Below are 24,142 nucleotides of genomic sequence, written 5' to 3'. Positions count from 1 at the left end.
CAATCTGGCGCTAAATTGGCATCGACGTACGGCGCCTGCCCGCGCGGCCGGGACGAAAAAAACCTCGCGCGAAGCGAGGTTCTTTCCTTTCCGGACGGCGGCGGCGCGCTCGGCTGCGCGCGTCGTCGATGCCGTCAGTCGCGGCGCGCGCGCACCGGCGCTTCCTGCGGCTTCTGCCGCGCTTCGAGCCACATCGCGTTGACGATGCCGAACGACAGCGCGACGCCGATACCGAGAATCCAGCTGAAATACCACATGATCCGACTCCTTGCGAAACGGTGGGCGAGGGCGCCTGCACGCCCCGCCCGGTTCAATGCATCAATACATCGAGTGCTTGTTCTCTTCGAGCGTCTGGTGCGTGACCTTGCCGCGCATCACGCGATACACCCAGCTCGTGTAGAGCAGGATGATCGGCAGGAACACGATCACCGCGAACAGCATCACCTGCAGCGTCATGTGGCTCGACGTCGAATCCCACACGGTCAGGCTGCTGCGCGGGTCGAGCGACGACGGCATGATGAACGGGAACATCGAGAAGCCCGCGGTCAGGATCACGCCGACGATCATCAGGCCGGTGCAGAAGAACGCCGTCTTCTCCTGCTTCGAGCCGGCGAGCAGCAGCGCGAGCACGCCGCCCGCGATCCCGACGACCGGCGCCGCGATCATCCACGGATAGTCGCCGTAGTTCGCGAGCCACAGGCCCGAACCGGCGGCGACGTCCTTGAGCAGCGGGTTCGCGACGGTGTCGGTCGGCGCGGCATGGGTGATGTGGAAGCCGCCGATATAAGAGGCCACCAGCACGCCGGCCAGCACGAACAGCACGACCGCGAGCAACGACGCGACGCGCAGCGCGATCGACGCGCGGCGCGCGATCGCGCCGTCGGTCTTCATCTTGATGAACGCGGCGCCGTGCGCGACGAGCATCGTGAGGCTGACGAGCCCGCACAGCAGAGCGAACGGATTCAGCAACGCCCAGAAGCCGCCGTAGTAGGTCACGCGCAGGTCGCTGTCGAACTTGAACGGCACGCCCTGCAGCAGGTTGCCGAACGCGACGCCGAACACCAGCGCCGGCACGAAGCCGCCGACGAACAGGCCCCAGTCCCAGCCCGCGCGCCAGCGCGGGTCGGGCCGCTTGCTGCGGTAGTCGAAGCCCACCGGCCGGAAGAACAGCGCGAACAGCACCAGCAGCATCGCGAAGTAGAAGCCGGAGAACGACGCCGCGTAGACGAGCGGCCATGCGGCGAACATCGCGCCGCCGGCCGTGATCAGCCACACCTGGTTGCCCTCCCACGTCGCGCCGACGGTGTTGATGATGATGCGGCGCTCCTCGTCGCTCTTGCCGAGGAACGGCAGCAGCGCGGTCGCGCCCATGTCGAAGCCGTCGGTGACGGCAAAGCCGATCAGCAGCACGCCGACGAGCAGCCACCAGATCAGCTTGAGAGTTGCATAGTCCATAGCGATTCCTTGTTCGGTTGCGAGGGCGTGCTCAGACTGCGGCCCGCTCGCCGGCAGCGGCGAGTTCGTGGTGATAGCGGCCGGTATGCAGCGACGACGGGCCGAGGCGCGCGTACTTGAACATCAGCTTGATCTCGATGACGAACAGCGCGGTGTAGAACGCGATGAAACCGGCGAGGCTCAGGTACAGATCGCTCGGCTGCAGGCTCGACGCGGACAGGTGCGTCGGCAGGATGCCGGCGATGGTCCACGGCTGACGGCCGAGTTCGGCGACGACCCAGCCGAATTCCGCGGCGAGCCACGGCAGCGGGATCGCCCACACCGCGTAGCGGAGGAACCAGCGGCGGTTGTCCTGCAGCAGTTCGCGGCGCGCGCAGAACCAGAACGCGGCGGCGAAGGTCGCGAGGAACAGGAAGCCGAGGAACACCATGATCCGGAACGAGAAGAACACGGGCGCGACCGGCGGGATCGTCTTCTGCGCGGCGGCCTTGACCTGCTCGGGCGTCGCGTCGACCACGTTCGGCGTGAACTGCTTGAGCATCAGCCCGTAGCCGAGATACTGCTTGTGCTGGTCGAACAGTGCGCGGGTCGCGTCGCTCGTGTCGCCTTCCTTGATCTTCTGCAGCGCGCCATACGCGACCATCCCGCTCCGGATGTGCTCCTCGCTGTGCTTCGCGAGCTCGCGCAGGCCGATCACCGGCTCGTCGATCGAGCGCGTCGCGATCAGGCCGAGCGCATACGGGATCTTGATCGCGTAGTCGGTGCGCTGTTCCTCCTGGTTCGGAATGCCGATCAGCGTGAACGATGCGGGCGCCGGCTGCGTTTCCCATTCGGATTCGATTGCGGCGAGCTTCATCTTCTGCACTTCGCCGGTCGTATAGCCCGATTCGTCGCCGAGCACGATCACGCACAGCGTCGCCGCGAGGCCGAAGCCGGCCGCGACCGCGAACGAGCGCAGCGCGAAGTCGACGTCGCGCTTCTTCAGCAGGTACCACGACGACACGCCGAGCACGAACATCGCGGCCGTCACGTAGCCGGCCGACACCGTATGCACGAACTTCACCTGCGCGACCGGGTTGAACAGCACGTCGAACAGGCTCGTCAGCTCCATGCGCATCGTCTGGTAATTGAATTCGGCGCCGACCGGATTGTTCATCCAGCCGTTCGCGACGAGGATCCACAGAGCCGACAGGTTCGAGCCCAGCGCGACGAGGAACGTGACGATCAAGTGCTTGACCTTCGACAAGCGGTTCCAGCCGAAGAAGAACAGGCCGACGAACGTCGATTCGAGGAAGAACGCCATCAGGCCTTCGACCGCGAGCGGCACGCCGAAGATGTCGCCGACGTAGTGCGAGTAGTACGACCAGTTCGTGCCGAACTGGAATTCGAGCGTGATGCCGGTCGTCACGCCCATCGCGAAATTGATCCCGAACAGCTTGCCCCAGAACTGGGTCATGTCCTTGTAGACCTGTTTGCCGGTCATCACGTAGACCGCTTCCATGATGACGAGCAGCCAGGACAGGCCGAGCGTCAGCGGCACGAACAGGAAGTGGTAGAGCGCCGTGATGCCGAACTGCAGACGCGACAGATCGACGACTTCGCTACTTATCATGGTGGTCTCCCTCGGTAGATGCAGGCGCCGGCACCGAGAGCAGCTTCTCGGCCACGGCGGCAGGCGGCAACGACATGTGTTCGGCCTGCGGATGATTGAAGAATGCGTATTTGAGCGACATCAGGAGGATCAGCTTGACGATCAGCACCAGGGTGATGTCGCGGGCGAGGGTCGGTCCGCGTGCCCACGCGGCGATACGCGCGCGCCAGCCGATCGTGCCGGCCGGCCGCGAAGGCGATGCAGGCTCTTTATTGATCGAGATCAAGGCGATTATCCTGAATCGATTTACGTCGGATTGGGGGCGACTTTACGTCGGATTTATGACGGCCGTGAAGCTGTTTTAATCCTTTTGCGCCTGACATGCCAATTTTAAAAGGACGGCTTTCCGATGCCGAGTGCTGCGCTGCGGCAGACCGTCGCGAAACATGGGGTAGAAATTGAGGCAGATCAAGGTTATGCGGAAGGGCGCCGCAAATGACGTCATACCCGATGAATCGGGTCAATTGATCGGCGAAGAAACGGAGCGAGAAACGCGCTGAAAAGCGGGTGAAAAGCGGCGGAAAACGGATGAAAAAAACCGCTGCCGGTCGGGCAGCGGTTTTCGATGAAGCGCTCTGAATCGTCGGGGATTTATGCGTATTCGGCGAGGGCGGTGCGCATTTTTTTCATCGCGCTCGCTTCGATCTGGCGGATACGTTCCGCCGACACGCCGAACTCCGCGGCGAGATCGTGCAGCGTCGAGCCGCCCGAGCCGTCGTCGTCGACGTGCAGCCAGCGGGCCTCGATGATGCGGCGGCTGCGCGCGTCGAGTGCGTCGAGCGCCTGCGCGATGCCGTCCGTCTGCAGCATGTCGCGCTGGCGCGCGGCGAGCACGGCGGTCGGCTCGTTGTGCGAGTCGGCCAGGTAGGCGATGGGCGCGTACGATTCCTCGCCGTCGTCCACCTGCCCTTCGAGCGCGATGTCGCCGCCCGACAGGCGCGTTTCCATCTCGGTCACTTCCTCGCGCTTGACGTTGAGCTCCTGCGCGAGGCCGTCGATTTCCTCGGGCGTCATCGCCTGCATGCTCTTCTTGTGGCTGCGCAGGTTGAAGAACAGCTTGCGCTGCGCCTTCGTCGTCGCGACCTTCACCATGCGCCAGTTGCGCAGGATGTACTCGTGGATCTCGGCCTTGATCCAGTGAATCGCGTACGACACCAGGCGCACGTTTTGCGCCGGGTCGAACCGCTTCACGGCTTTCATCAGGCCGATGTTGCCTTCCTGGATCAGGTCGCCGTGCGGCAGGCCGTAGCCGAGATAGTTGCGCGCGATCGACACGACGAGACGCAGGTGCGACAGCACGAGGCGGCGCGCCGCGTCGAGGTTGTTGTCTTCGCGGAATTCGGTTGCGTACCGGCGTTCCTCCTCGGCGGTCAGCAGCGGAATGCGGTTGACGGCCTGGATGTACGCGTCGATGTTGCCGAGCTGGCCGGGCAACATCGATTGGGCTGCGAGCGCCAACGAGCCTGCCGATTCGGCCTTGGCCGGCGTCGGGCTCAGGGTGTTCGGGAGGGTCAGGGCGTTGCTCACTAAAAACTCCTTTGGAATCAGGGACAAACCCCGGTCTCGGATGAGATTCCGGAAGTCATCTTAGCACTCCCGCAAGGCGAGTGCTAATTCCTTAGAGCGGGCGGGGGCATCCGAGTTCCCCATTTTCTATCGAACCGGTTGAGTCGATAGTCTATTCTGCGACAAGGGGCGTGCCTCGAAGTTCCGTAAGCCGTTGTTTTCGATGGGAATCGGTAGACGATTTCGATTTTTGTCTTTTTGGAAGCAAGCTATTTCGCTTCGTGATGCCGATCCGAAAAGTCCTTTACCATACCATTCAGTTCGCTCGGGCCCGGCCGTTGCGGCAGGCTCCATTCAACCCACAAAGTTGGAGTGTCAGATGAACAATAAGAAGAATCGCCGGCCCCGCAGCCGGCTGGTGCTGCATGCGATGCTGGCGGCATCTCTTCTGGGTGGATCGGGTGCGGCTTTCGCGGATCGATGGGGGATCCAGGCGGGCGGCGGGTTTTCGGATCGTCGCGGGATCGACAAGGCCGATATCGGCGTGGTATGGGATCCGGGCTGGAACTGGTGGGAAATCGGCGGTTGGCACTTCGCGTTCGTCGTCGAAGGGCACGCCGGCTACTGGCACACGGGCGGCAACGTCCATGGCAGCATCGGCGAGTTCGGCGTCACGCCGATGTTCCGTTTCATCAAGAGTAGCGGGGAGATTCGCCCGTTCATCGAGGCGGGCGGCGGCGTCCGGCTTCTGACGCACCCGACGATCTCGAACAATTTCTCGCTGTCGACCGCGTTCCAGTTCGCGCCGACCGGCGGCGTGGGCGTGCAGTTCGGTCAACGGCAACAGTATCAGGTCGGCTACCGTTTCGAACATGTGTCTAACGCGGGTATCAAAGAGCCGAATCCTGGTATAAATTTCCACCAGTTCTACCTGCAGTACAACTTCTGATCCGTACGCCCGAGCAAGGCGGGCGCGTTGCCGAGGAGTCAGGCGATGGCGAAGGTGGTCGATGCGATCCGCGCGCTCGAGCGCGATCGCTTCCGGGCGATGGTGGACGGCGACGGCGAGGCGCTCGACGCGCTGTTGTCGGACAAGGTGTTTTTCGTCCACACCAACGGCAAACGCGAAACCAAGCAGCAGTTCATCGACGCCATCGTCGCCGGCCGCCGCCGCTATCGCCAGATCGAAATCCAGTCGCAGGACGTGCTGCCGGTCGGCGACGAGACCTGCGTCGTCACCGGGCGTGCGTTGATCGAGATGGAAACGAACAACGGCGGCCTCGTCTTCCCGATTGCCTATACGTCCGTCCACACGCACGCCCAGGGCCGCTGGTGCCTGTTCGCGTGGCAGGCGACGCGGTGCGCGACCGAAACCTGAGCGCGGGTGGCGCTCCGTTTCATGTGTCGACCGAAGCGGCCTTCTGAGCCGCTTTTTGCTGCCTCGTGCGGCGCGGATCGCGCGGCGCACGGGCGGTCACGCACCGCTCGCTGACGTTTCAACCCTGCATCGAAGCCCGCGCTCAGGCCGCCGCGCGGCGGTCCGCGCAGTGCCATGCCGAGCGGTTGATCGCGCTGACGACCGCATCGAGCGCCGCGCTCGCCGCATCGGCGTGCACGCCGACACCGTGCCGCAGCGGCGCGTCGCCGACCCGGCAGCCGACCGATACCGCGATCCGGCCGTCCGCGGCGCGCGTGTGTTCGCACGACGCGACGTCGATCGCGACGCCGGCGGCCGCCGCAAATGCCGCGGCGAAATGTCGCACGGCGTCGTCGGGCGTCGCGTCGGCGGCAGGCGCCACCGCGATCTCGCGGTTCTGCCAGCGCGCGCCGTCGCCATGGCGCGCGGCCGGGCCGTCGGTCTCGAAGAATTCGCGTGCGAACAGCGCGCAGATCGCGTCGCCCGTCACTTCCTCGCCCGATGCATCGGCGAGCGTCTGCACCGCATGGCTGAACTCGATCTGGACGCGGCGCGTCGGCGTGAAGCCCATCCCGCGTTCGAGCAGGAACGTCGCGCCGCCCTTGCCGGACTGGCTGTTCACGCGGATCACCGCGTCGTAGCTGCGGCCGAGATCGGCCGGGTCGATCGGCAGGTACGGCACCTCCCACATCGCGTCGGGGCGCTGCTGCGCGAAGCCCTTGCGGATCGCGTCCTGGTGCGAGCCCGAGAACGCGGTGAACACGAGGTCGCCCGCGTACGGATGGCGCGGATGCACGGGGATCTGGTTGCAGCGCTCGACGACGCGGCGCACGGCGTCGATGTCGGAGAAATCGAGGCCGGGGTCGATACCTTGCGTGTAGAGGTTCAACGCGAGCGTGACGAGATCGACGTTGCCGGTGCGCTCGCCGTTGCCGAACAGGCAGCCTTCGATCCGGTCGGCGCCCGCGAGCAGCGCGAGTTCGGCCGCCGCGACCGCGGTGCCGCGATCGTTGTGCGGATGCACGGACAGCACGATGCTGTCGCGATACGCGAGGTTGCGGTCCATCCATTCGATCTGGTCGGCGAACACGTTCGGGGTCGCGGCCTCGACGGTGGCCGGCAGGTTGACGATCATCTTGTGGTCGCGGGTCGGGCGCCACGTCTGCGCGACCGCGTCGCAGATCTCGCGCGCGAACGTCAGCTCGGTCATGCTGAAGGTTTCCGGCGAGTACTGGAACGTCCACTGCGTATCGGGGCGCGCGGCCGCGTGTTCCTTGATGATGCGCGTGCCGTCGATCGCGAGCGCCTTCACGTCGTCCTTCGACATCCCGAACACGATGCGGCGGAACGACGGGCAGACCGCGTTGTACAGGTGCACGATCGCGCGCGGCACGCCTTCGAGCGCGTCGAACGTGCGCGCGATCAGGTCTTCGCGCGACTGCACGAGCACTTCGATGGTCACGTCGTCGGGAATCCGCTTCTCGTCGATCAGCTTGCGGACGAAATCGAAGTCGGTTTGCGACGCCGACGGAAAACCGACTTCGATCTCCTTGAACCCGATGGCGACCAGCATTTCGAAGAACTCGAGCTTCTGCTCGATGCTCATCGGCTCGATCAGCGACTGGTTGCCGTCGCGCAGATCGGTGCTCATCCATACGGGCGCACGCTCGATGGTGCGGGCGGGCCAGCGGCGGCCATTGAGGCGGACGGGCTCGAACGGACGGTACTTGTCTTGCGGATTGCGCATCATCTTCTGGACCTCGGGTCTCAAGTCGCGAGCGAAGACGGGCGGCAGGGCGCCGGTGGGCGCTGCCTCGCATCCGGCGCGCGATGGCGCCGCGGATGCGGATGATCTTCGCGAATCGGCCGACGGATGGACGGACGAATGCTGACGACTTCGGGTTGTAAAAATTACGAGAGGGGTACTGCGAGGAACTGCTGGGAGGACCGTGCGGACGGCACACGGCGCTACGACAGCCTTAGGCTAGTCGTAGCGATAGCGGCCGCGCTAGGCGGCCGGAGGTAATTCGGAGGGTGTTCGGAAAGGAACGCATGACGGCCACTCTATGCCAGGATGCGCTCGCGTGTCAAATGTCGGGATAAAGGGGCGGGTCGCCGCGGCGCCCTCAGTGCGCGACGCGGGCGATCCGGACGATCGTCGCGACCTGTCGCGCCACCGTGTCGGGCACCGGCACCTCGCCGCGCAGCACGGCGTCCGTCCACGCGGCCGTGGTCGCCGCATCGCGCGACTCGGGCAGTGCGACGGGCGGCGCATCGGTCGACGAACGCTCGGCGTCGATCAGCGTGTCGCACACGCCGTCGTGCAGCCAGTCGACCTGTACCTGGCGTCGCGTATCGGCCACCGCTTCGCCTTCGGTGCCGCGCGCGAGCAGCGCGCCGCCCCGCGCGGCGTCCGGATGGTCGCGGAACAACTGCGCGAGGCTGTCGCGGTACGGCGGGTGCGTGTAGTTGACGAGCCGCAGCCCGGCCGGCGCGAACGGCTGCAGGATCTTCACGAGCGTATGCGTCGAATTGCGCACGCCGAGCACGCGGCGCATCGACAGCAGGTGCGCGATACGCGGCGCCAGCACGTCGATCGGGGCGAACGCGACACGGCGTTCGGCGAGCGTGTCCTCGATCGCATCGTGCGACGTCGACGGCGCGAGCGACAGTGCCGAGAAAATCTCGGCGCTCGTCACGCGGCCCGGATCGCATTCCACGCCATGCACCAGCACCGGCACGCCTTCGCGCGCGAGCAGCAGCGCAAGCAGCGGCACGAGGTTCGGCTGCTTGCGCGCACCGTTGTAGCTCGGGATCGACACCGGCCGGAACGCGGCGTCCTGCACGTGCACGGGCTCGAACGATGCCTGCGCGGCGGCGAGCATCGCGGCCAGTTCGTCGGCGGATTCGCCCTTCAGCCGATAGGCGATCAGGATCGCACCGAGTTCGACGTCCGACACGCGCGCATCGAGCATCGCGCGATAGAGCTCGAACGTGTCCTCGGCGGACAGGGCGCGCGCGCCGTTCGGGCCCCGGCCGATTTCCTTGATGAAGCGGGCGCAGGGGAACGGAGCGGCGGCGGGATCGTGGGAAGCGGTCATCGGGGCGTGGGGCGGGCGGCCGGCATCGGGCCGCGCGGTGAGCGATCAGGAATGCCCCGAGTATCGCACGGGCGCGGCCGTGCATCGTGCCGCGCTACACTCTGGTTCCCGGCGACGCGCGCACCGGCTGCGCCGCACCCGTGCCGTTGCCGGCCAAATACGACAACGAGAGACATCCCATGAAGCTCTACAGCTATTTCCGCAGTTCCGCGTCGTACCGCGTGCGGATTGCCCTGAACCTCAAGCAGTTGCCGTTCGACTACGCACCCGTGCACATGCTGCGCGACGGCGGCGAGCAACTGAAGGACGCGTACCGCGCGCTGAATCCGGATGCGGTCGTGCCGACGCTGGTCGACGGCGACGCGACGCTGCAGCAGTCGCTTGCGATCATCGAATATCTCGACGAAACCCATCCCGAGCCCGCGCTGCTGCCGAAGCAGCCGGTCGATCGCGCGTACGTGCGCGCGGTGGCGCTGCAGATCGCATGCGAAATCCATCCGCTCAACAATCTGCGCGTGCTCAAGTACCTGAAGCACACGCTGCAGGTGCCCGAGGACGCCAAGAACGCGTGGTACCGGCACTGGATCGAGGCCGGTTTCGAAACGCTCGAGGCGCGTCTCGCGAACGATCCGCGCACCGGCACGCTGTGCTTCGGCGACACGCCGACGCTCGCCGACATATGCCTCGTGCCGCAGGTGTTCAACGCGAACCGCTTCTCGATCGACACGACGCGTTTCCCGACGATCCAGCGCATCGTCGACCATGCGGCGACGATCGATGCGTTCAAGGCCGCCGAGCCGGGCGTGCAACCCGACGCGGAATGAGCGCGGCGCGCCCGTGGCGGGCAACGATCGGGCGCGCATGAAAAAGGGCGCCCGAAGGCGCCCGTGCGAGGTGCGACGCGAGCCGGCGGCGTTCAGCCGAGCAGCGCGTCCGCGAATTCCGCCGCGCTGAACGGCTGCAGGTCCTCGACCTTCTCGCCGACGCCGATGAAGTAGACGGGCACCGGGCGTTGTCGCGCGATCGCGGCGAGAATCCCGCCCTTCGCGGTGCCGTCGAGCTTCGTGACGATCAGGCCGGTGAGGCCGAGCGCGTCGTCGAATGCCTTCACCTGCGTGAGCGCGTTCTGGCCGGTGTTCGCGTCGATCACCAGCAGCACTTCATGCGGCGCGCCGTCGTGCGCCTTCGCGATCACGCGCTTCACCTTCTTCAGCTCTTCCATCAGATGGAGCTGCGTCGGCAGGCGGCCGGCCGTGTCGGCCATCATCACGTCGATCTTGCGCGCGCGCGCGGCGCTGACCGCGTCGAAGATCACCGCGGCCGGATCGCCGCTTTCCTGCTGCACGACCGTCACGTTGTTGCGCTCGCCCCAGACCGCGAGCTGTTCGCGCGCGGCCGCGCGGAACGTGTCGCCGGCGGCCAGCAGCACCGACTGGTCGAAGCTCTGCAGATGCTTCGCGAGCTTGCCGATGCTGGTCGTCTTGCCCGCGCCGTTCACGCCGGCGATCATCATCACGAGCGGCTGCGCGCGGCCTAGCATCAGCGATTTCTCGAGCGGCGTCAGCAACTCGACGAGCAGGTCGCGCAGTGCATTCTTCACCTGTTGCGGATCGGTCAGCCGGCCCGCGCGCACCTTCTCGCGCAGCGCGCCGAGCAGGTATTCGGTCGCGTCGACGCCCGCGTCGGACATCAGCAGCGCGGTTTCGAGCTCCTCGTACAGATCCTCGTCGATCTTCGTGTTGACGAAGACGCCGGTGATGTTCGAGCCCGTCTTCGCGAGACCCGTTTTCAGGCGCGCGAGCCACGACTTCTTCGCGGACGCGTCCTGCTGCGGCGGCGGGACGATCTCGACCGTCTCGACGACTTCGTCGCGGCCGTCGTTGGTCGGCGTGACCGTCATCACGACGGCCGGCGCGGCTGGTTGCGCGGGCGCCTGCGGCACGTCGGCCGCGGGCGGCGTCGCGCGCGCGTCGGCGTCGGACGCTTCGTCCGCTTGCTGCGCGTCGGCCGATTGCGATTCCGCCGGATCGGGCTCCTGCGTTTTCTTGAATCGTTTGAAGAAACTGAACATGGTCTGACGTCGGGAAGAGGGCGGGCCGCCGCCGAGGGCGGGGCGCCGGACGGGCCGTTCTGCGTTCGCGCGGGCGCGGCGCACGGCGGCCGAAACCGTGCATTTTATCAGCGCGGCGTGGCGCTCGCGTCGGTGCGCGTCGCCGCTGTGGTAACGTGCGCCTGTTTGGCGGCGCCCTCTGCGCGCGCCCGGTCCCTCCGTTGTCGATATCCCGTATGTCCCGTTCCTCTTCCGGCCGCCCGGCGGCCCCCCCTGGCCGCGGCAAGCCGCACACGATCCGCATCATCGGCGGCGACTGGAAACGCACGCCGCTCGCGGTGCTCGATCTCGACGGCCTGCGCCCGACCCCCGATCGCGTCCGCGAGACGCTGTTCAACTGGCTCGGCCAGGATCTCGACGGTTGGCGCTGCCTCGACCTGTTCGCGGGCACCGGCGCGCTCGGCTTCGAGGCCGCGTCGCGCGGCGCGGCGAGCGTCGTGATGGTCGAGCGCCATCCGCGCGCCGCGCAGCAGCTTCGTGCGATCAAGGACAAGCTCGGCGCCCGTTCGGTCGAGATCGCCGAGGCCGACGCGCTGCGGCTCGCGGCCGGGCTCACGCCGGGCGCGTTCGACGTCGTGTTCCTCGATCCGCCGTTCGACGACCTGGCCGCGCTCGAGCGCGCGATCGCGTTGTCGGCGCCGCTCGTCGCGGCCGGCGGCGCGCTGTACGTCGAAACGGGGGCGGAACTCGATCCGGCCGCGCACGACGCGCTCGCGGGCTGGCAGGTGGCGAAGCACGGCAAGGCCGGTGCGGTTCACTATCATTTGCTGCGGCGCGAAAATGATGAATAATGCGCGTTCCATACGAGGCGGCGCGCGGCAAAGGCGACGCATGCCCATCTCGGCAGCGGCGTGCGCATCGCACGGCTGCCATCCCGTTTGCGTGATGACAGGAGGAGCGACATGGTAGTCGCCGTGTATCCCGGTACGTTCGATCCGCTGACGCGCGGGCACGAAGACCTCGTGCGGCGTGCGTCGAGCATTTTTGATACGCTGGTGGTGGGTGTCGCCGACAGCCGCGCGAAAAAGCCGTTTTTCTCGCTCGAAGAACGTCTGACGATTGCGAACGAAGTGCTCGGTCATTATCCGAACGTGAAGGTGATGAGTTTCACCGGCCTCCTGAAGGATTTCGTCCGCGTCAACAATGCGCGCGTGATCGTGCGCGGGCTGCGCGCCGTGTCCGATTTCGAATACGAGTTCCAGATGGCGGGCATGAACCGCTATCTGCTGCCCGACGTCGAGACGATGTTCATGACGCCGTCCGACCAGTACCAGTTCATCTCGGGAACGATCGTGCGCGAAATCGCGCAATTGGGCGGCGATGTCAGCAAGTTCGTGTTCCCGTCCGTCGAGAAGTGGCTGACCGAGAAAGTCGCCGCGATCGGAGGCCCGGCCGCGTGACGCGGCGCCGGCCGGTTTCGTTGCGAAGCCGGCCGGCGGCCTGAAGAAGTGAGATCAGTATGTCTTTGATGATTACCGACGAGTGCATCAATTGCGACGTGTGCGAGCCCGAGTGCCCGAACGGCGCGATTTCGATGGGCCCGGACATCTACGTGATCGACCCGAACAAGTGCACCGAGTGCGTCGGCCATTTCGACGAACCGCAGTGCCAGCAGGTGTGTCCGGTCGAATGCATTCCGCGCGATCCGCAGCATGACGAATCGCACGCGCAATTGATGGAGAAGTATCACGCGTTGATCGCCGCGAAAGGCGACGACGCATCGTGATCCTGCGCTGACGCGCGCGCCTGGCTTGGCTCGCGCGCGTCGTGCTTTCGGATCGGCGCCGCCCGGCGCCGGTTCCTTCGTGTCAGCCCAGCAGCTCGCGCAGCGCCGCGACGAGCGCATCGCATTCGGCATCGGTGCCGACGGTGATGCGCAGGTGCTGGTCGATCCGCGGCAGCCGGAAGTGCCGCACGAAAATCTCCCGTTCCTTCAGCTTCGCCGCGATCGTGCCCGCATCGTGCGCGGGATGGCGCGCGAACACGAAATTCGCGGCCGACGGCACGATCTCGAAGCCGAGTGCGTCGAGCGCATGCGTGAGCCGCGCCCGGCTGTCGATCACGCGCCGGCAGGTGGCGTGGAAATAATCGGCGTCCTCGTAGGCGGCCTGCGCGGCCACCTGCGCGAGCCGGTCGAGCGGATACGAGTTGAAGCTGTCCTTCACGCGGTTCAGTGCGTCGATCAGCGCCGCATCGCCGAACGCGAAGCCGACGCGCATGCCCGCGAGCGAGCGCGCCTTCGACGTCGTATGCACGACGAGCAGGTTCGGATGACGGTCGATCAGCGTGATGGCCGACTGCGCGCCGAAATCGACGTACGCTTCGTCGATCACGACGACCGACGACGGATTCGCGGCCGCGATCCGCTCGACGTCCGCGAGCGGCAACGCGCGCCCGGTCGGCGCATTCGGGTTCGGAAACAGTACGCCGCCGGCGTCGTCGAGATAGTCGTCGACGCGGATCGAGAAATCGTCCGCGAGCGGCACGATCGTGGTCTCGACGCCGTACAGGCGCGCGTAGGTCGGATAGAAGCTGTACGTGATGTCGGGAAAGCGGAGCGGCCGGTCGTGCTTGAGCAGTGCCTGGAACGCGTGCGCGAGCACCTCGTCGGAGCCGTTGCCGACGAACACCTGCTCGGGCGCGATGCGATGATGGGCCGCGACCGTCTCGCGCAGCGCGCGCGCGACCGGGTCCGGATAGCGGCGCAGCGAGTCGCCGGTGTCGCCGAGTTCGCGTGCGATCGCCGCGACGACGCGCGGCGAAGGCGGATAGGGATTCTCGTTGGTGTTCAGCTTGACGGGGTGTGCAAGCGCGGGCTGTTCGCCCGGCACGTAAGGCACGAGTTGCTGAACGACGTCGCTCCAGTAACGGCTCACCGCTTGGCTCCTGACGGGCAAAACGTCGAGAGTACCGCATGTGCGCGTCGCGGTGGGGCGGGCGAGGCCGCCCGGTTGCGCCGAACGGTCGATGCACCAGGCCGGTGCGACGGGCGGTCAGTTGCGATGCAGTTGCATCGTCGCGCGATCGAGTTCGCCCTTGACGATCATCGGCATCACGGCGAGCGCGCGTTCGATCGATGCGTCGATCACGTCCTGTTCCTCGCGGCGCGGCGGCTTCAGCACGAAGTTCGCGACGTCGGGCTTCGCGCCGGCGCGCGCACTTTCCGGAATCAGGTCGCGCGGATGGCCGATGCCGATCCGCAGCCGCCAGTACTGCTGCGACGACAGGTGCGCGGAGATGTCCTTCAGGCCGTTGTGGCCGCCGCTGCCGCCGCCGAGCTTCAGCTTCACGGTGCCGGGCGGCAGGTCGAGTTCGTCGTGCGCGACGAGGATCTGGTCGGGCAGGATCTTGAAGAATTGCGCGAGCGCGACGACCGATTGGCCGGAGCGGTTCATGTAGGTTTGCGGCTCGAGCAGGTGGACTTCCTCGCCGTGCAGGCGCGCTTTCGCATAGAAGCCGTGGAAGCGGCGCTCGTCGCGCAGCGTCGTGCCGGCTTCGCGGGCGAGCTGGTCGATCAGCCAGAAGCCGGCGTTGTGGCGCGTCGCGGTGTATTCCGCCCCGGGATTGCCGAGGCCGACGATCAGTTTGATCATGACGTTTCGAAGGCGGCGGCTGCCGCCTGGGCGCAGAAAAAGAAAAACCCGCCGGGCAGGCCGCGGCGGGTTGCGTCGATCGTTTCGTGAAACGGATCGATGGGGCGCGTGAGCGGCCGCTTAGGCAGCCGGCGTTTCGCCTTCGTCTGCTGCGTCCGACACGGCGCCAGCCGGGATCGTTGCCGAGGCGACGACCGGGTTTTCCGCGTCGACGTGCGCGACCAGCGCGACGCCCTTCGGCAGCGCGATGTCCTTCGCGTGCAGCGATTGACCGGCTTCGATCTTCGACAGGTCGACTTCGAGGAATTCCGGCAGGGCAGCCGGCAGGCACTCGACTTCGATTTCCGTCGCGACGTGCGAAACGACTGCGCTCGACAGCTTCACGGCCGGGCTGACTTCAGCGTTCAGGAAGTGCAGCGGCACCTTCGTGTGCAGCTTCTTCTTCGCGTCGACGCGCTGGAAGTCCACGTGCAGCACCAGTTGCTTGAACGGGTGGTATTGCACGTCGCGCAGCAGAACCTGTTGCGACTGGCCGGCCACTTCGAGGTCGAGGATCGACGAGTGGAAGGCTTCCTTCTTCAGGGCGTGCCACAGGGCGTTGTGATCGAGTTCGATCTTTTGCGGAGCGGCTTCGCCACCGTAAACGATACCCGTGGTCTTACCGGCGTTGCGCAGGCGGCGGCTCGCACCCGTACCTTGCTGTTGGCGCTCGAAAGCGACGACTTTCATGTGATTCTCCAATGGCTGCCCGCGACCAGGCAGTGAAACGGGGCCATCAAGCGGCCCCCGATGAAACGGCCGGGGTTTCGTCTATCCCGTCCGATTGTGCAAAAAGCGAAGCGTTGCCGCTTCGCTTTCCGCGCATACTATATTCCGTCGATTCGCGATCAGGATTCCGCGAACAGCGACATCACCGAATCGCCGCGGCGAATCCGCGAGAACGTCTCGGCCAGCAGGCTCGCGCTCGTCAGCGAGCGGATCTTCGAGCACGCCAGCGATTCGGCCGACAGCGGAATCGTGTCGGTCACGACCAGCTCGTCGAGTTCCGATGCGGCGATGCGTTCTGCGGCGCCGCCCGACAGCACCGGGTGCGTCGCGTACGCGAACACCTGTTTCGCACCGCGGTCCTTCAGCACTTGCGCAGCCTTGCAGAGCGTGCCGGCCGTATCGACCATGTCGTCCATGATCACGCAGGTGCGGCCTTCGACTTCACCGATGATGTTCATCACTTCGGCGACGTTCGCCTTCGGGCGACGCTTGTCGATGATCGCGAGATCGCAGTTGAGCTGCTTCGCGAGTGCCCGGGCGCGCACCACGCCGCCGACGTCCGGCGACACGACGAGCAGATCCGAGTAGTTCTGCTTGCGCAGGTCGCCCAGCAGGATCGGCGTGGCGTAGATGTTGTCGACCGGAATGTCGAAGAAGCCTTGAATCTGGTCGGCGTGCAGATCCATCGTGATGATCCGCTCGACGCCGGCGATTTCCAGCATGTTCGCGATGACCTTCGCCGAGATCGCGACGCGCGCCGAACGCGGGCGGCGATCCTGACGCGCATAGCCGAAGTAGGGGATGGCTGCAGTGATCCGGCCGGCGGACGCGCGCTTGAGCGCATCGACCATGATCATCAGTTCCATCAGGTTGTCGTTCGTCGGTGCGCACGTGGATTGCAGGACGAAGACGTCCTTGCCGCGCACGTTTTCCTGGATCTCGACCTGGATCTCGCCGTCGGAGAAACGGCTGACCATCGCTTTGCCGAGGGGGATACCAAGGATATTGACGACTTCCTGGGCGAGCGCGGGATTCGCGTTGCCAGTAAAGACCATCAGGCCATCATGGCTGTGGCTGCTCATCGTGCACCTGCTTCAGGCTTGGGCGGGAAATGCGGGAAAATTTTTGGCAGGGGAGGAAGGACTCGAACCCTCGCATGCCGGAATCAAAATCCGGTGCCTTGACCAACTTGGCGACTCCCCTACACTTAACTGATAACTTCACCGAACTCGTGTAGGCCGTTCGGCAAAGTAAAACTTCATGACGCGAAAGCGAAGAGCGGATGCTCGTCCAGGCTCTCGGCAACTGCGCCATTCCAACTGGCGGGCAGTTTGGCTTTCGCCGCTTCTGCCTCGTGCTTGCTGTGAAACGCTGCAAACACGCTTGCTCCGGAGCCGGTCATCCTCGCGGGGGTCACATCATACAACCATTTGACCACCTGCGCAACTTCCGCGTACTTCCTTGTTACAACTTCCTGCATATCGTTCCGACCGAAGCTATCTGGCCATCCCGCATCGCTGGTTTGCTGTGCAAGAAAGTCAGCAATTGTGACGGGCTTCGTATCTCTTGTCAACAACTCATCTGAAAATATTTCAGCGGTCGGGACATGAACGCGTGGCGTCACAACCAGGAACCAGCGAGTCGGCAATTCTACCTCAGCTAATTCTTCTCCGATACCCTCTGCGAACGCATTTTTTCCAAAAATGAAAAACGGCACGTCGGCGCCGAGTTTGACCGCGAGCGACTGGAGTTCGGCGCGCGGCAAATCGAGTTGCCACAGGCGGTTCAGCGCGAGCAGCGTCGTCGCCGCGTCGGAGCTGCCGCCGCCGAGGCCGGCGCCCATCGGCAGGATCTTGTCGATCTCGATGTCGACGCCGTGCGCGGTGCCCGTATGCGCTTTCAGCAGGTTGGCCGCGCGCACGACGAGATCGCTTTCCTCGGGCACGCCCGGCACGTCGGTGACGCGTGCGACGCGGCCGTCGTCGCGCCGCGTGAAGTGCAGCGTGTCGCCCCAGTTCAGCAGCTGGAATACGCTCTGCAGATCGTGATAGCCGTTCGGGCGACGGCCGGTGATGTGCAGGAACAGGTTGAGTTTCGCGGGCGCCAGGCAGTTGCGCAGCGAGCGGGTCGAATCGGTCATGCGGGTATCGGGGGCTAGGCGCGCGTGCTCACTGATCGAGCACGAGCTTGATGTCGAGCGGCGGCGTCGCGCGCACGAGGTTGACGCGTTTGACGCCCGTGGCCGGGGCATCCGCGTAGGCGAGGTAGTCGATCGTCCAGCCGTCCTGGCGGAGCTGCTTGAGGCGCGTGCCGTCGGCCGGGTCGCGCACGGTTTCCGCGGGCGTCGCGGGCGCGGCGCTCGGCAGCAGCCAGTAGCGCAGGCCCGCGAGCGGCAACTCGAAGCCGAGCGTTTTCTGCATCAGGTCGCCGACGTCCGACGCATATTGGGTCGGACGGTTCGGCAATTCGAGCGACGCCGCGCGCGGCGTCGTTTTCACGACCGCAAGCGTCTGACCGAGCGGGCTGCGCAGTTCGAGCGACACGTCGTCGCCGTGTTCCTGCCAGTCGAAGTTGCCGTACACGTTCTGCGGGTTGCCGAGACGATCGTCGTACCGCACCGCGAAGCGGCCGTGGTACGCATGCGTCGCCGCCGTCTGCAGTGCGGCGCCCGCCGGCGTGCCGGCCGACGGCGGCGTGCTCGCGCAGCCGGCGAGCGCGAGCGCTGCGCCGGCTGCGGCCAGCGTGCGCTGCGCGCGGGAAGACAGGGAAAACATCGCGAACATCCGCATCAGAGGCCGTTGATCTGCAGGCGCTTCAGCGTCTGCACGAGCGTTTCGTTGTCGGGCTCGAGCTTCTGCGCGGCACGCCACGCATTGCGCGCGTCTTCCTGCGCGCCGCTCTTCCACAGCACTTCGCCAAGATGCGCGCCGATTTCGGCGTTCGGCTGCAGTTCGTATGCACGTTGCAGCACCTTCGTCGCGCCGGCCGTGTCGCCCATCCGGTACTTCACCCAGCCGAGGCTGTCCATGATGTAGGCGTCGTTCGGCGCGAGCGCCATCGCCTTGTCGATCAGCTTGCTGGCCTCGGGCAGGCGCTGGTTGCGGTCGGCGAGCGAATAGCCGAGCGCGTTGTAGGCCTGCGGGTTGTCGGGCTGCGTGCGGATCAGCTCGCGCAACTGCTTTTCCATCGTCGCATAGTGGCCCGTCTTTTCGGCCGCCATCGCGTAGTCGTAGCGCAGGTCGGGATCGTCCGGGAAGTCCTGGACGGCCTGCCCGAGCCGCGCCTCCGCTTCCGGATAGCGCTTCGCCGTGAACAGGATCGACGCATCGGTGCGCGCCACCACGGCCGCGTCGCGCGGATCCGTGATCGGCAGGTTGTCGAGCACCTTGCGCGCCTCGTCGGTCTTGCCCTGTTTCTGCAGCAGTTGCGCGCGCGTGATCTGCGCGGGCAGGTAGTGCTGGCTCGTCTGGTCGACCTTGTCGAGCCATTGCGACGCCTGCGCGTCGTTGTTCTGGTCGATCGCGATCTGTGCGAGGTAGATGTAGCCCTGGCCGACGTCGAGATTCGGCTGCTTGTCGCCGAGCTGCACGTACTGCTTCAGGTAGCCGGTCGCCTCGTCGAGCTTCTTCTGCTGGATCTTGATCAGCGCGAGCGCCATCAGCGGCGTCGGATCCTTCGAGTCGAGCTTGCGCATCGTCTCGAACTGCTTCTGTGCGTCGTCGAGGCGATCGTCTGCGAGATAGAGCTGCGACAGCGCGAGCCGTGCGTCGCGCGACTTCGGATTCTGCTGAACATACTTCTCGAACGACGCGATGCCCGCCGCGCGTTCCGCCGGCCCCATTTGCGACAGCATCAGCGCCGCCGGCAGGTAATCGGGGCGAATCTGCAGCGCCTGCTTCAGCGATTGCGCGGCGCCGTCCTTGTCGTCGACCGCGAGCTGCTGCCGCGCGATCGCCAGCTGCGCCTCGGGGCGATTCATGTCGTTCTTCAACATGTCCTTCAGCACCGCGAGGCCGCCGACGCGGTCGGGGCCGCGCACGAGCAGCGCCTGCAGCGCGAGGATCGCCGGGCCGCGCGTGTCGCCGGTCGCGCGGGCCAGCTCGCGCGCGAGCATCGGCTGCGCGTCGGCCGGCTTGCCGGCGAGCACCAGCAGCGCGGCGTCGACCTGCGACGCGCGGTTCGAATCCGGTGCGTACTGGCGCCACAGATTCGCGGCGGACAGCGCGTCGGCCGGGCTCTGCGCGCCGAGCGCGATTTCGGTCGCGCGCTGCGCCATGCGCGGATCGCGCGTGTCGCGGGCAAGCGCGAGGTAGGTCTGGTAGGCCGGTGCCGGCTGGTTGCGCTGGAGCGCGACCTCGGCGGCGAGCACCTGGTAGACGATCTGGCTCGTCAGCGGCACGCCGGGGAGATTCTTCTGCTCGTCCGGCATCACATGCTCGAACGCGCCCTGCGGCTCCGCGTCGTCCGAGGCCGGATCCTGCGCGTGGGCCGGAAAGGCGGTGAGGGTCCAGGCGGCAAGCAGCGCGGCACCGAGTGCACGGCGGACCGGGAAGGCGCGCGCGCCGCGCACGGCGGCGGGGCGCTTCTGAAGCAGCTTCGAGGGCAGGGTCATGGAAATCCGTTCGATGTTTCAACCGATTGTAACGCGCTCGCTACAATACACGCACGATCGTGATAGGGTCCGCTTACCTGTGGAATCCCCATGCGAATGCCCGAAATCGCCCGTCTCGCGTGCTGCCGGGCGGGCGATTTCGGGCATTCCCGTGTCTCGTTCGGGGGCGCCGCGAGCGCGGCCGTTCTCGTGGCGGCACACGCGCGTTCCTATGTAAACAGACCGTAGCCTCAGACCCGCAAAACATGCCAGAGTTGCCAGAAGTCGAAGTCACGCGCCGGGGCATCGCGCCCTTTGTCGCGGGCCGCCGCGTCGAGCGTGTCGACGTCCGTACCGCGATGCTGCGCTGGCCCGTGCCGGCGGGGCTCGCCGAGCAGTTGCGCGCGCGGGAGGTGCTCGCCGTCGAGCGCCGCGGCAAGTACCTGCTGTTCGAGGTCGATGCAGGCTGGTTCATCGTCCATCTCGGGATGACCGGCACGCTGCGCGTGCTACCCGCAACCGGCGTGCCGGTCGCGGCGAAGCACGACCACATCGACTGGATCTTCGACGAATTCGTGCTGCGGTTCCGCGATCCGCGCCGCTTCGGCGCCGTGCTGTGGCATCCGCGTGAAGCAGGCGACGTGCATGCGCATCCGCTACTCGCGAGCCTCGGCGTCGAGCCGTTCTCGCCGGCGTTCACCGGCGCGCTGCTGCATGCGCGCACGCGCGGCCGCACGGTGTCGGTCAAGCAGGCGCTGCTCGCGGGCGACATGGTCGTCGGCGTCGGCAACATCTACGCGTCGGAGAGCCTGTTTCGCGCCGGCATCCGGCCGACGACGGCCGCCGGCAAGGTGTCGCTGCCGCGCTACGAGCGGCTGGCCGATGCGGTACGCGCGACGCTCGCCGACGCGATCGAGCGCGGCGGCAGCACGTTGCGCGATTTCGTCGGCAGCAACGGCGAAAGCGGCTACTTCCAGCTCGACTGCTTCGTCTACGATCGCGCCGGCCAGCCGTGCCGCGTATGCGGCACATCGATCCGCCAGATCGTGCAGGGCCAGCGATCGACCTATTTCTGCCCGACGTGCCAGCGTTGAAACCCTTTTCCGCCATCAGACAAACTTGAAGCCGCCCCGCATCGCCCCCGCTCCGTTCCCCGTCACGCCGCTGCACCGCACGTTCGCCACCCGTCTCGTCGCGTGGCAGCGCGAGCATGGCCGCCATGACCTGCCGTGGCAGAACACCCGCGATCCGTACCGGATCTGGCTGTCGGAAATCATGCTGCAGCAGACGCAGGTATCGACCGTCATTCCGTATTACATGCGTTTTCTCGACCGCTACCCCGACGTCGCCGCGCTCGCGGCCGCGCCGAGCGACGACGTGATGGCGCTGTGGGCGGGGCTCGGCTACTACTCGCGCGCGCGCAACCTGCACCGCTGCGCGCAGGTCGTCGTCGCCGAGCACGGCGGCGCGTTTCCGGCGACCCCCGAAGCATTGGCCGAACTGCCGGGCATCGGTCGCTCGACGGCCGCCGCGATCGCGTCGTTTGCGTACGGCGCGCGCGCGACGATCCTCGACGGCAACGTGAAGCGCGTGCTCGCGCGGGTATTCGGCGTCGAGGGCTTTCCGGGCGAGAAGCGCGTCGAGAACGACATGTGGGCGCTCGCCGAATCGCTGCTGCCCGACGCCGCGAACGCGGCCGACGTGAGCGCGTATACGCAGGGGCTGATGGATCTGGGCGCGACGCTGTGCGTGCGCGGCAAACCCGACTGCGCGCGATGCCCGTTCGCGGGCGACTGTGTCGCGCAATCGACAGGCCGTCAGCGCGAACTGCCGGCCGCGCGGCCGAAGAAGGCCGTGCCGACGCGCAAGACCTGGATGCTCGTGCTGCGCGACGGCGACGCCGTGCTGCTCGAGCGCCGGCCGCCGACCGGCATCTGGGGCGGACTGTGGAGCCTGCCGCAAGCGGACGGCGATGCCGCGCTCGCGGATCTCGCGCGCGGCTTCGGCGGCGGCGGCACGGTGCCGCTCGCGCCGCTCACGCATACGTTCACGCATTTCCGGCTCGAGATCGAGCCGCGGCTGAGCGATCTGACGGAAGGCAAGGGCCTGCCGTCGTCGGCGCGGGACGCGGACACCGCATGGGTGCCGCTGAGCCGGCTCGACGCGTACGGCGTGCCGGCGCCCGTGCGCAAGCTGCTCGATGCGCTGAGCGGGCCGCTGCTGTAACGAACGGCGTGGGGCGCGGCGCGGGCCGCGTTCGGGAAGGCGCCTGACTGCCGCGGCTGTGCCGTCGCGCAGGCAGGCTCGCCGGGCAGGTACGCTGCGCGACGGAGGCTGCGGCGTTACAGCCAGCCGTGCCGGTCGAGCACGTGGTGCACGGCGTCGATGCGCGCGCCGACGTCCGGAAACTCCATCAGCTTCTGCCGCGCGCGCAGGTCGAGCGGCAGCAGTTCCGCGAGACGATTCGATACCCAGCTCGGATCGTCGAGGCGGAACGGTTCGCCGAACGGCATTTTCTCCGGATCGGACTTCTTCAGCGCGTCGATGATGCGCTCAAGTACCTCGGCGCACGAGCCGAACTGCGCGAGCGCCTGCTCGCCTTCGAGCGGGATGTCGTCGGGCAGCGGCTCCGCGATGCCGACCAGCAGCCCGTTGCTTTCGACGCGATACGACAGCAGCTCGAAACGCTGCGTGCCGACCGCTTGCAGATAAAGCATCCCGAACTCGCCGGTATCGCACTCGGTGATGCGCGCCATGCAGCCGATGGTTTCGGGCACCGACACCGCGCCGTCCTGCGCGACTTCGGGCCCGCTCTTGAGCAGGCACACGCCGAACGGCGCGTCGTCGCGCAGGCATGCGCGCGACATGTCGAGATAGCGCGCCTCGAACACCTTGAGCGGGAGCAGCCCTCCCGGAAACAGCACCGTGTGCAGCGGAAACAGCGGCAAGTCGATCAGGGTGGTCGATAGGGAGGACATGGCGCGCGGGCGTGGGGGCGGGTGTCGCTAGGGTCGATCGACCTCGGAGACGAGCCGCGACGACGCGTCGACATCCACTGGCGCGTCACGATGCCGCACGATCACGTTCGCGTCGCGCGCGAGGCGCGCGGCGAGCGTTTCCGCGATGAACACCGAGCGATGCTGGCCGCCCGTGCAGCCGATGGCGACGGTCAGGTAGCTGCGGTTGTCATCGCGGAAGTGCGGCAGCCATTTCATCAGGAACGCATGGATGTCGTCGATCATCTGATGGACGATCGGCAGTGCGTCGAGAAAGGCGATGACCGGCTGGTCGAGCCCGGTGAGCGGGCGCAACTGGTGGTCGTAGTACGGATTCGGCAACGCGCGCACGTCGAACATCAGGTCGGCGTCGAGCGGCACGCCGCGCTTGAAGCCGAACGATTCGAACATCACCATCAGGTCGTTGTTCTTCTGCTCGATGAAGCGCTTGACCCAGGTGCGCAGCGCGTTCGCGCGCAGCGTGCTGGTATCGATCTGGTGGCCGAATTCCGCGAGCGGCGCGACGAGCTCGCGTTCGCGCTCGATCGCTTCCTCGAGCGACGACAGCAGGCCGACGTCCGCATCGTGCGACCGCGAGCCGGACAACGGATGGCGGCGGCGCGTTTCGGAGAAGCGCTGGATCAGCGCCTGGGTGCTCGCGTTGAGGAACAGCACGCGCACGTCGTGCTCGCGGGATAGCTCGCGGATCAGGCCGGGCATTTCATCGAGCGACGCGCTCGAGCGCGCGTCGATCGCGACCGCGAGCCGGCGCTGGCCGTCCTGGGCGAGGTAGCGGGCGAGTTCGGGGAGCACGTGCGGCGGCAGGTTGTCGACGCAGTAATAGCCTGCGTCTTCGAGCGCGTTCAGCGCGACGGACTTGCCTGAGCCGGAGATGCCGGTAATGAGGACGATGCGCATGGGAACGGAGAATCCTGACGTTTCATCATAGCACCG

The 24,142-nt window shown here is 66.5% G+C and carries 25 protein-coding genes and 1 tRNA gene; 8 read left to right on the top strand and 18 right to left on the bottom strand.

Annotation, left to right across the window (positions count from 1 at the left end):
* Positions 1-134: 134 nt before the first annotated feature.
* From cydX to rpoH, 5 genes are all read right to left on the bottom strand, one after another.
* Positions 135-257: a cytochrome bd-I oxidase subunit CydX gene (cydX, locus tag WS95_RS19680; protein ID WP_006483737.1), complete on the bottom strand. Its 123-nt coding sequence runs from the start codon at positions 255-257 to the stop codon at positions 135-137.
* Between the two features lie 61 nt (positions 258-318).
* Positions 319-1,455 carry a cytochrome d ubiquinol oxidase subunit II gene (gene cydB, locus WS95_RS19675; protein WP_059825146.1) on the bottom strand — a complete coding sequence of 379 codons (1,137 nt, stop codon included), beginning with the start codon at positions 1,453-1,455 and terminating at the stop codon, positions 319-321.
* A gap of 31 nt (positions 1,456-1,486) precedes the next feature.
* Positions 1,487-3,067, bottom strand: coding sequence for a cytochrome ubiquinol oxidase subunit I (locus tag WS95_RS19670; protein ID WP_034208434.1), 1,581 nt, complete (start codon positions 3,065-3,067; stop codon positions 1,487-1,489).
* Entirely contained in the window at positions 3,057-3,332 is a 276-nt protein-coding gene (gene cydP / locus WS95_RS19665) for a cytochrome oxidase putative small subunit CydP (RefSeq protein WP_059781456.1), read from the bottom strand. Before cydP ends, WS95_RS19670 begins: the two co-directional genes overlap by 11 nt.
* Positions 3,333-3,697: 365 nt before the next feature.
* Positions 3,698-4,633 carry an RNA polymerase sigma factor RpoH gene (gene rpoH, locus WS95_RS19660; RefSeq protein ID WP_034208432.1) on the bottom strand — a complete coding sequence of 312 codons (936 nt, stop codon included), beginning with the start codon at positions 4,631-4,633 and terminating at the stop codon, positions 3,698-3,700.
* 358 nt (positions 4,634-4,991) lie between these two features.
* Between rpoH and pagL the strand changes: the two genes are divergently transcribed.
* Both pagL and WS95_RS19650 read left to right on the top strand, forming a co-directional pair.
* Complete coding sequence (gene pagL, locus WS95_RS19655) at positions 4,992-5,561, top strand: lipid A 3-O-deacylase PagL (protein WP_034208431.1); 570 nt, start codon at positions 4,992-4,994, stop codon at positions 5,559-5,561.
* A gap of 45 nt (positions 5,562-5,606) precedes the next feature.
* On the top strand, positions 5,607-5,990 hold the full coding sequence (locus WS95_RS19650) for a nuclear transport factor 2 family protein (protein ID WP_034208430.1): 384 nt from the start codon (positions 5,607-5,609) through the stop codon (positions 5,988-5,990).
* A gap of 142 nt (positions 5,991-6,132) precedes the next feature.
* Here the strand turns inward: WS95_RS19650 and leuA are convergent, their stop codons facing one another.
* Both leuA and ybiB read right to left on the bottom strand, forming a co-directional pair.
* Entirely contained in the window at positions 6,133-7,779 is a 1,647-nt protein-coding gene (gene leuA / locus WS95_RS19645; RefSeq protein WP_059825143.1) for a 2-isopropylmalate synthase, read from the bottom strand.
* A 376-nt stretch (positions 7,780-8,155) separates the two neighbouring features.
* Entirely contained in the window at positions 8,156-9,130 is a 975-nt protein-coding gene (gene ybiB / locus WS95_RS19640; RefSeq protein WP_059825141.1) for a DNA-binding protein YbiB, read from the bottom strand.
* Positions 9,131-9,309: 179 nt separating this feature from the next.
* Between ybiB and maiA the strand changes: the two genes are divergently transcribed.
* Positions 9,310-9,954, top strand: coding sequence for a maleylacetoacetate isomerase (gene maiA, locus WS95_RS19635; RefSeq protein WP_059825274.1), 645 nt, complete (start codon positions 9,310-9,312; stop codon positions 9,952-9,954).
* A 92-nt stretch (positions 9,955-10,046) separates the two neighbouring features.
* Here maiA and ftsY read toward each other — a convergent pair whose 3' ends face one another.
* Positions 10,047-11,201, bottom strand: a complete 1,155-nt coding sequence (ftsY, locus tag WS95_RS19630; protein ID WP_059795510.1) for a signal recognition particle-docking protein FtsY — start codon at positions 11,199-11,201, stop codon at positions 10,047-10,049.
* A gap of 215 nt (positions 11,202-11,416) precedes the next feature.
* On the opposite strand from ftsY, the gene rsmD reads away from it, so the two are divergent.
* The 3 genes from rsmD (at position 11,417) to WS95_RS19615 (ending at position 12,966) form a co-directional block, all read left to right on the top strand.
* Positions 11,417-12,031 (top strand): 16S rRNA (guanine(966)-N(2))-methyltransferase RsmD, encoded by a 615-nt coding sequence (rsmD, locus tag WS95_RS19625; RefSeq protein WP_034208426.1) that lies wholly within the window; start codon positions 11,417-11,419, stop codon positions 12,029-12,031.
* Positions 12,032-12,142: 111 nt separating this feature from the next.
* Positions 12,143-12,640 carry a pantetheine-phosphate adenylyltransferase gene (coaD, locus tag WS95_RS19620; RefSeq protein WP_027785472.1) on the top strand — a complete coding sequence of 166 codons (498 nt, stop codon included), beginning with the start codon at positions 12,143-12,145 and terminating at the stop codon, positions 12,638-12,640.
* Positions 12,641-12,699: 59 nt separating this feature from the next.
* Positions 12,700-12,966, top strand: coding sequence for a YfhL family 4Fe-4S dicluster ferredoxin (locus WS95_RS19615; RefSeq protein WP_027785471.1), 267 nt, complete (start codon positions 12,700-12,702; stop codon positions 12,964-12,966).
* Between the two features lie 82 nt (positions 12,967-13,048).
* Here the strand turns inward: WS95_RS19615 and hisC are convergent, their stop codons facing one another.
* The 8 genes from hisC to WS95_RS19575 all read right to left on the bottom strand — a co-directional run bounded on the left by hisC (position 13,049) and on the right by WS95_RS19575 (position 20,213).
* Positions 13,049-14,116, bottom strand: a complete 1,068-nt coding sequence (gene hisC / locus WS95_RS19610) for a histidinol-phosphate transaminase (RefSeq protein ID WP_059781465.1) — start codon at positions 14,114-14,116, stop codon at positions 13,049-13,051.
* Positions 14,117-14,233: 117 nt separating this feature from the next.
* Positions 14,234-14,833: an aminoacyl-tRNA hydrolase gene (gene pth, locus WS95_RS19605; protein ID WP_027785469.1), complete on the bottom strand. Its 600-nt coding sequence runs from the start codon at positions 14,831-14,833 to the stop codon at positions 14,234-14,236.
* A gap of 120 nt (positions 14,834-14,953) precedes the next feature.
* On the bottom strand, positions 14,954-15,562 hold the full coding sequence (locus WS95_RS19600; protein WP_034208424.1) for a 50S ribosomal protein L25/general stress protein Ctc: 609 nt from the start codon (positions 15,560-15,562) through the stop codon (positions 14,954-14,956).
* 158 nt (positions 15,563-15,720) lie between these two features.
* A complete protein-coding gene (locus tag WS95_RS19595) occupies positions 15,721-16,683 on the bottom strand; it encodes a ribose-phosphate pyrophosphokinase (protein ID WP_034208423.1) in 963 nt (320 codons plus the stop codon).
* 44 nt (positions 16,684-16,727) lie between these two features.
* Positions 16,728-16,804, bottom strand: a tRNA-Gln gene (locus WS95_RS19590).
* Between the two features lie 55 nt (positions 16,805-16,859).
* Entirely contained in the window at positions 16,860-17,741 is an 882-nt protein-coding gene (gene ispE / locus WS95_RS19585; RefSeq protein WP_059825138.1) for a 4-(cytidine 5'-diphospho)-2-C-methyl-D-erythritol kinase, read from the bottom strand.
* 28 nt (positions 17,742-17,769) lie between these two features.
* Positions 17,770-18,390: a lipoprotein insertase outer membrane protein LolB gene (gene lolB, locus WS95_RS19580; RefSeq protein ID WP_034208421.1), complete on the bottom strand. Its 621-nt coding sequence runs from the start codon at positions 18,388-18,390 to the stop codon at positions 17,770-17,772.
* A complete protein-coding gene (locus WS95_RS19575; RefSeq protein WP_059781469.1) occupies positions 18,390-20,213 on the bottom strand; it encodes a tetratricopeptide repeat protein in 1,824 nt (607 codons plus the stop codon). The genes lolB and WS95_RS19575 overlap by 1 nt, the downstream gene beginning before the upstream one ends.
* Before the next feature lie 245 nt (positions 20,214-20,458).
* On the opposite strand from WS95_RS19575, the gene mutM reads away from it, so the two are divergent.
* Positions 20,459-21,286, top strand: a complete 828-nt coding sequence (gene mutM, locus WS95_RS19570) for a bifunctional DNA-formamidopyrimidine glycosylase/DNA-(apurinic or apyrimidinic site) lyase (protein WP_034208419.1) — start codon at positions 20,459-20,461, stop codon at positions 21,284-21,286.
* 25 nt (positions 21,287-21,311) lie between these two features.
* Positions 21,312-22,418 carry an A/G-specific adenine glycosylase gene (gene mutY / locus WS95_RS19565; RefSeq protein ID WP_059825136.1) on the top strand — a complete coding sequence of 369 codons (1,107 nt, stop codon included), beginning with the start codon at positions 21,312-21,314 and terminating at the stop codon, positions 22,416-22,418.
* Positions 22,419-22,534: 116 nt separating this feature from the next.
* Here mutY and WS95_RS19560 read toward each other — a convergent pair whose 3' ends face one another.
* Positions 22,535-23,170: an LON peptidase substrate-binding domain-containing protein gene (locus WS95_RS19560; RefSeq protein WP_034208417.1), complete on the bottom strand. Its 636-nt coding sequence runs from the start codon at positions 23,168-23,170 to the stop codon at positions 22,535-22,537.
* Positions 23,171-23,197: 27 nt separating this feature from the next.
* Positions 23,198-24,106 (bottom strand): RNase adapter RapZ, encoded by a 909-nt coding sequence (gene rapZ, locus WS95_RS19555; RefSeq protein WP_006477783.1) that lies wholly within the window; start codon positions 24,104-24,106, stop codon positions 23,198-23,200.
* Between the last annotated feature and the right edge of the window lie 36 nt (positions 24,107-24,142).

Origin of the sequence: Burkholderia sp. MSMB1826 (genome assembly GCF_001526325.1) — a bacterium.
Classification (GTDB): domain Bacteria; phylum Pseudomonadota; class Gammaproteobacteria; order Burkholderiales; family Burkholderiaceae; genus Burkholderia.
The sequence above is the reverse complement of the archived record's forward strand: the minus strand, read 5'-3'. Positions and strand labels throughout refer to the sequence as shown.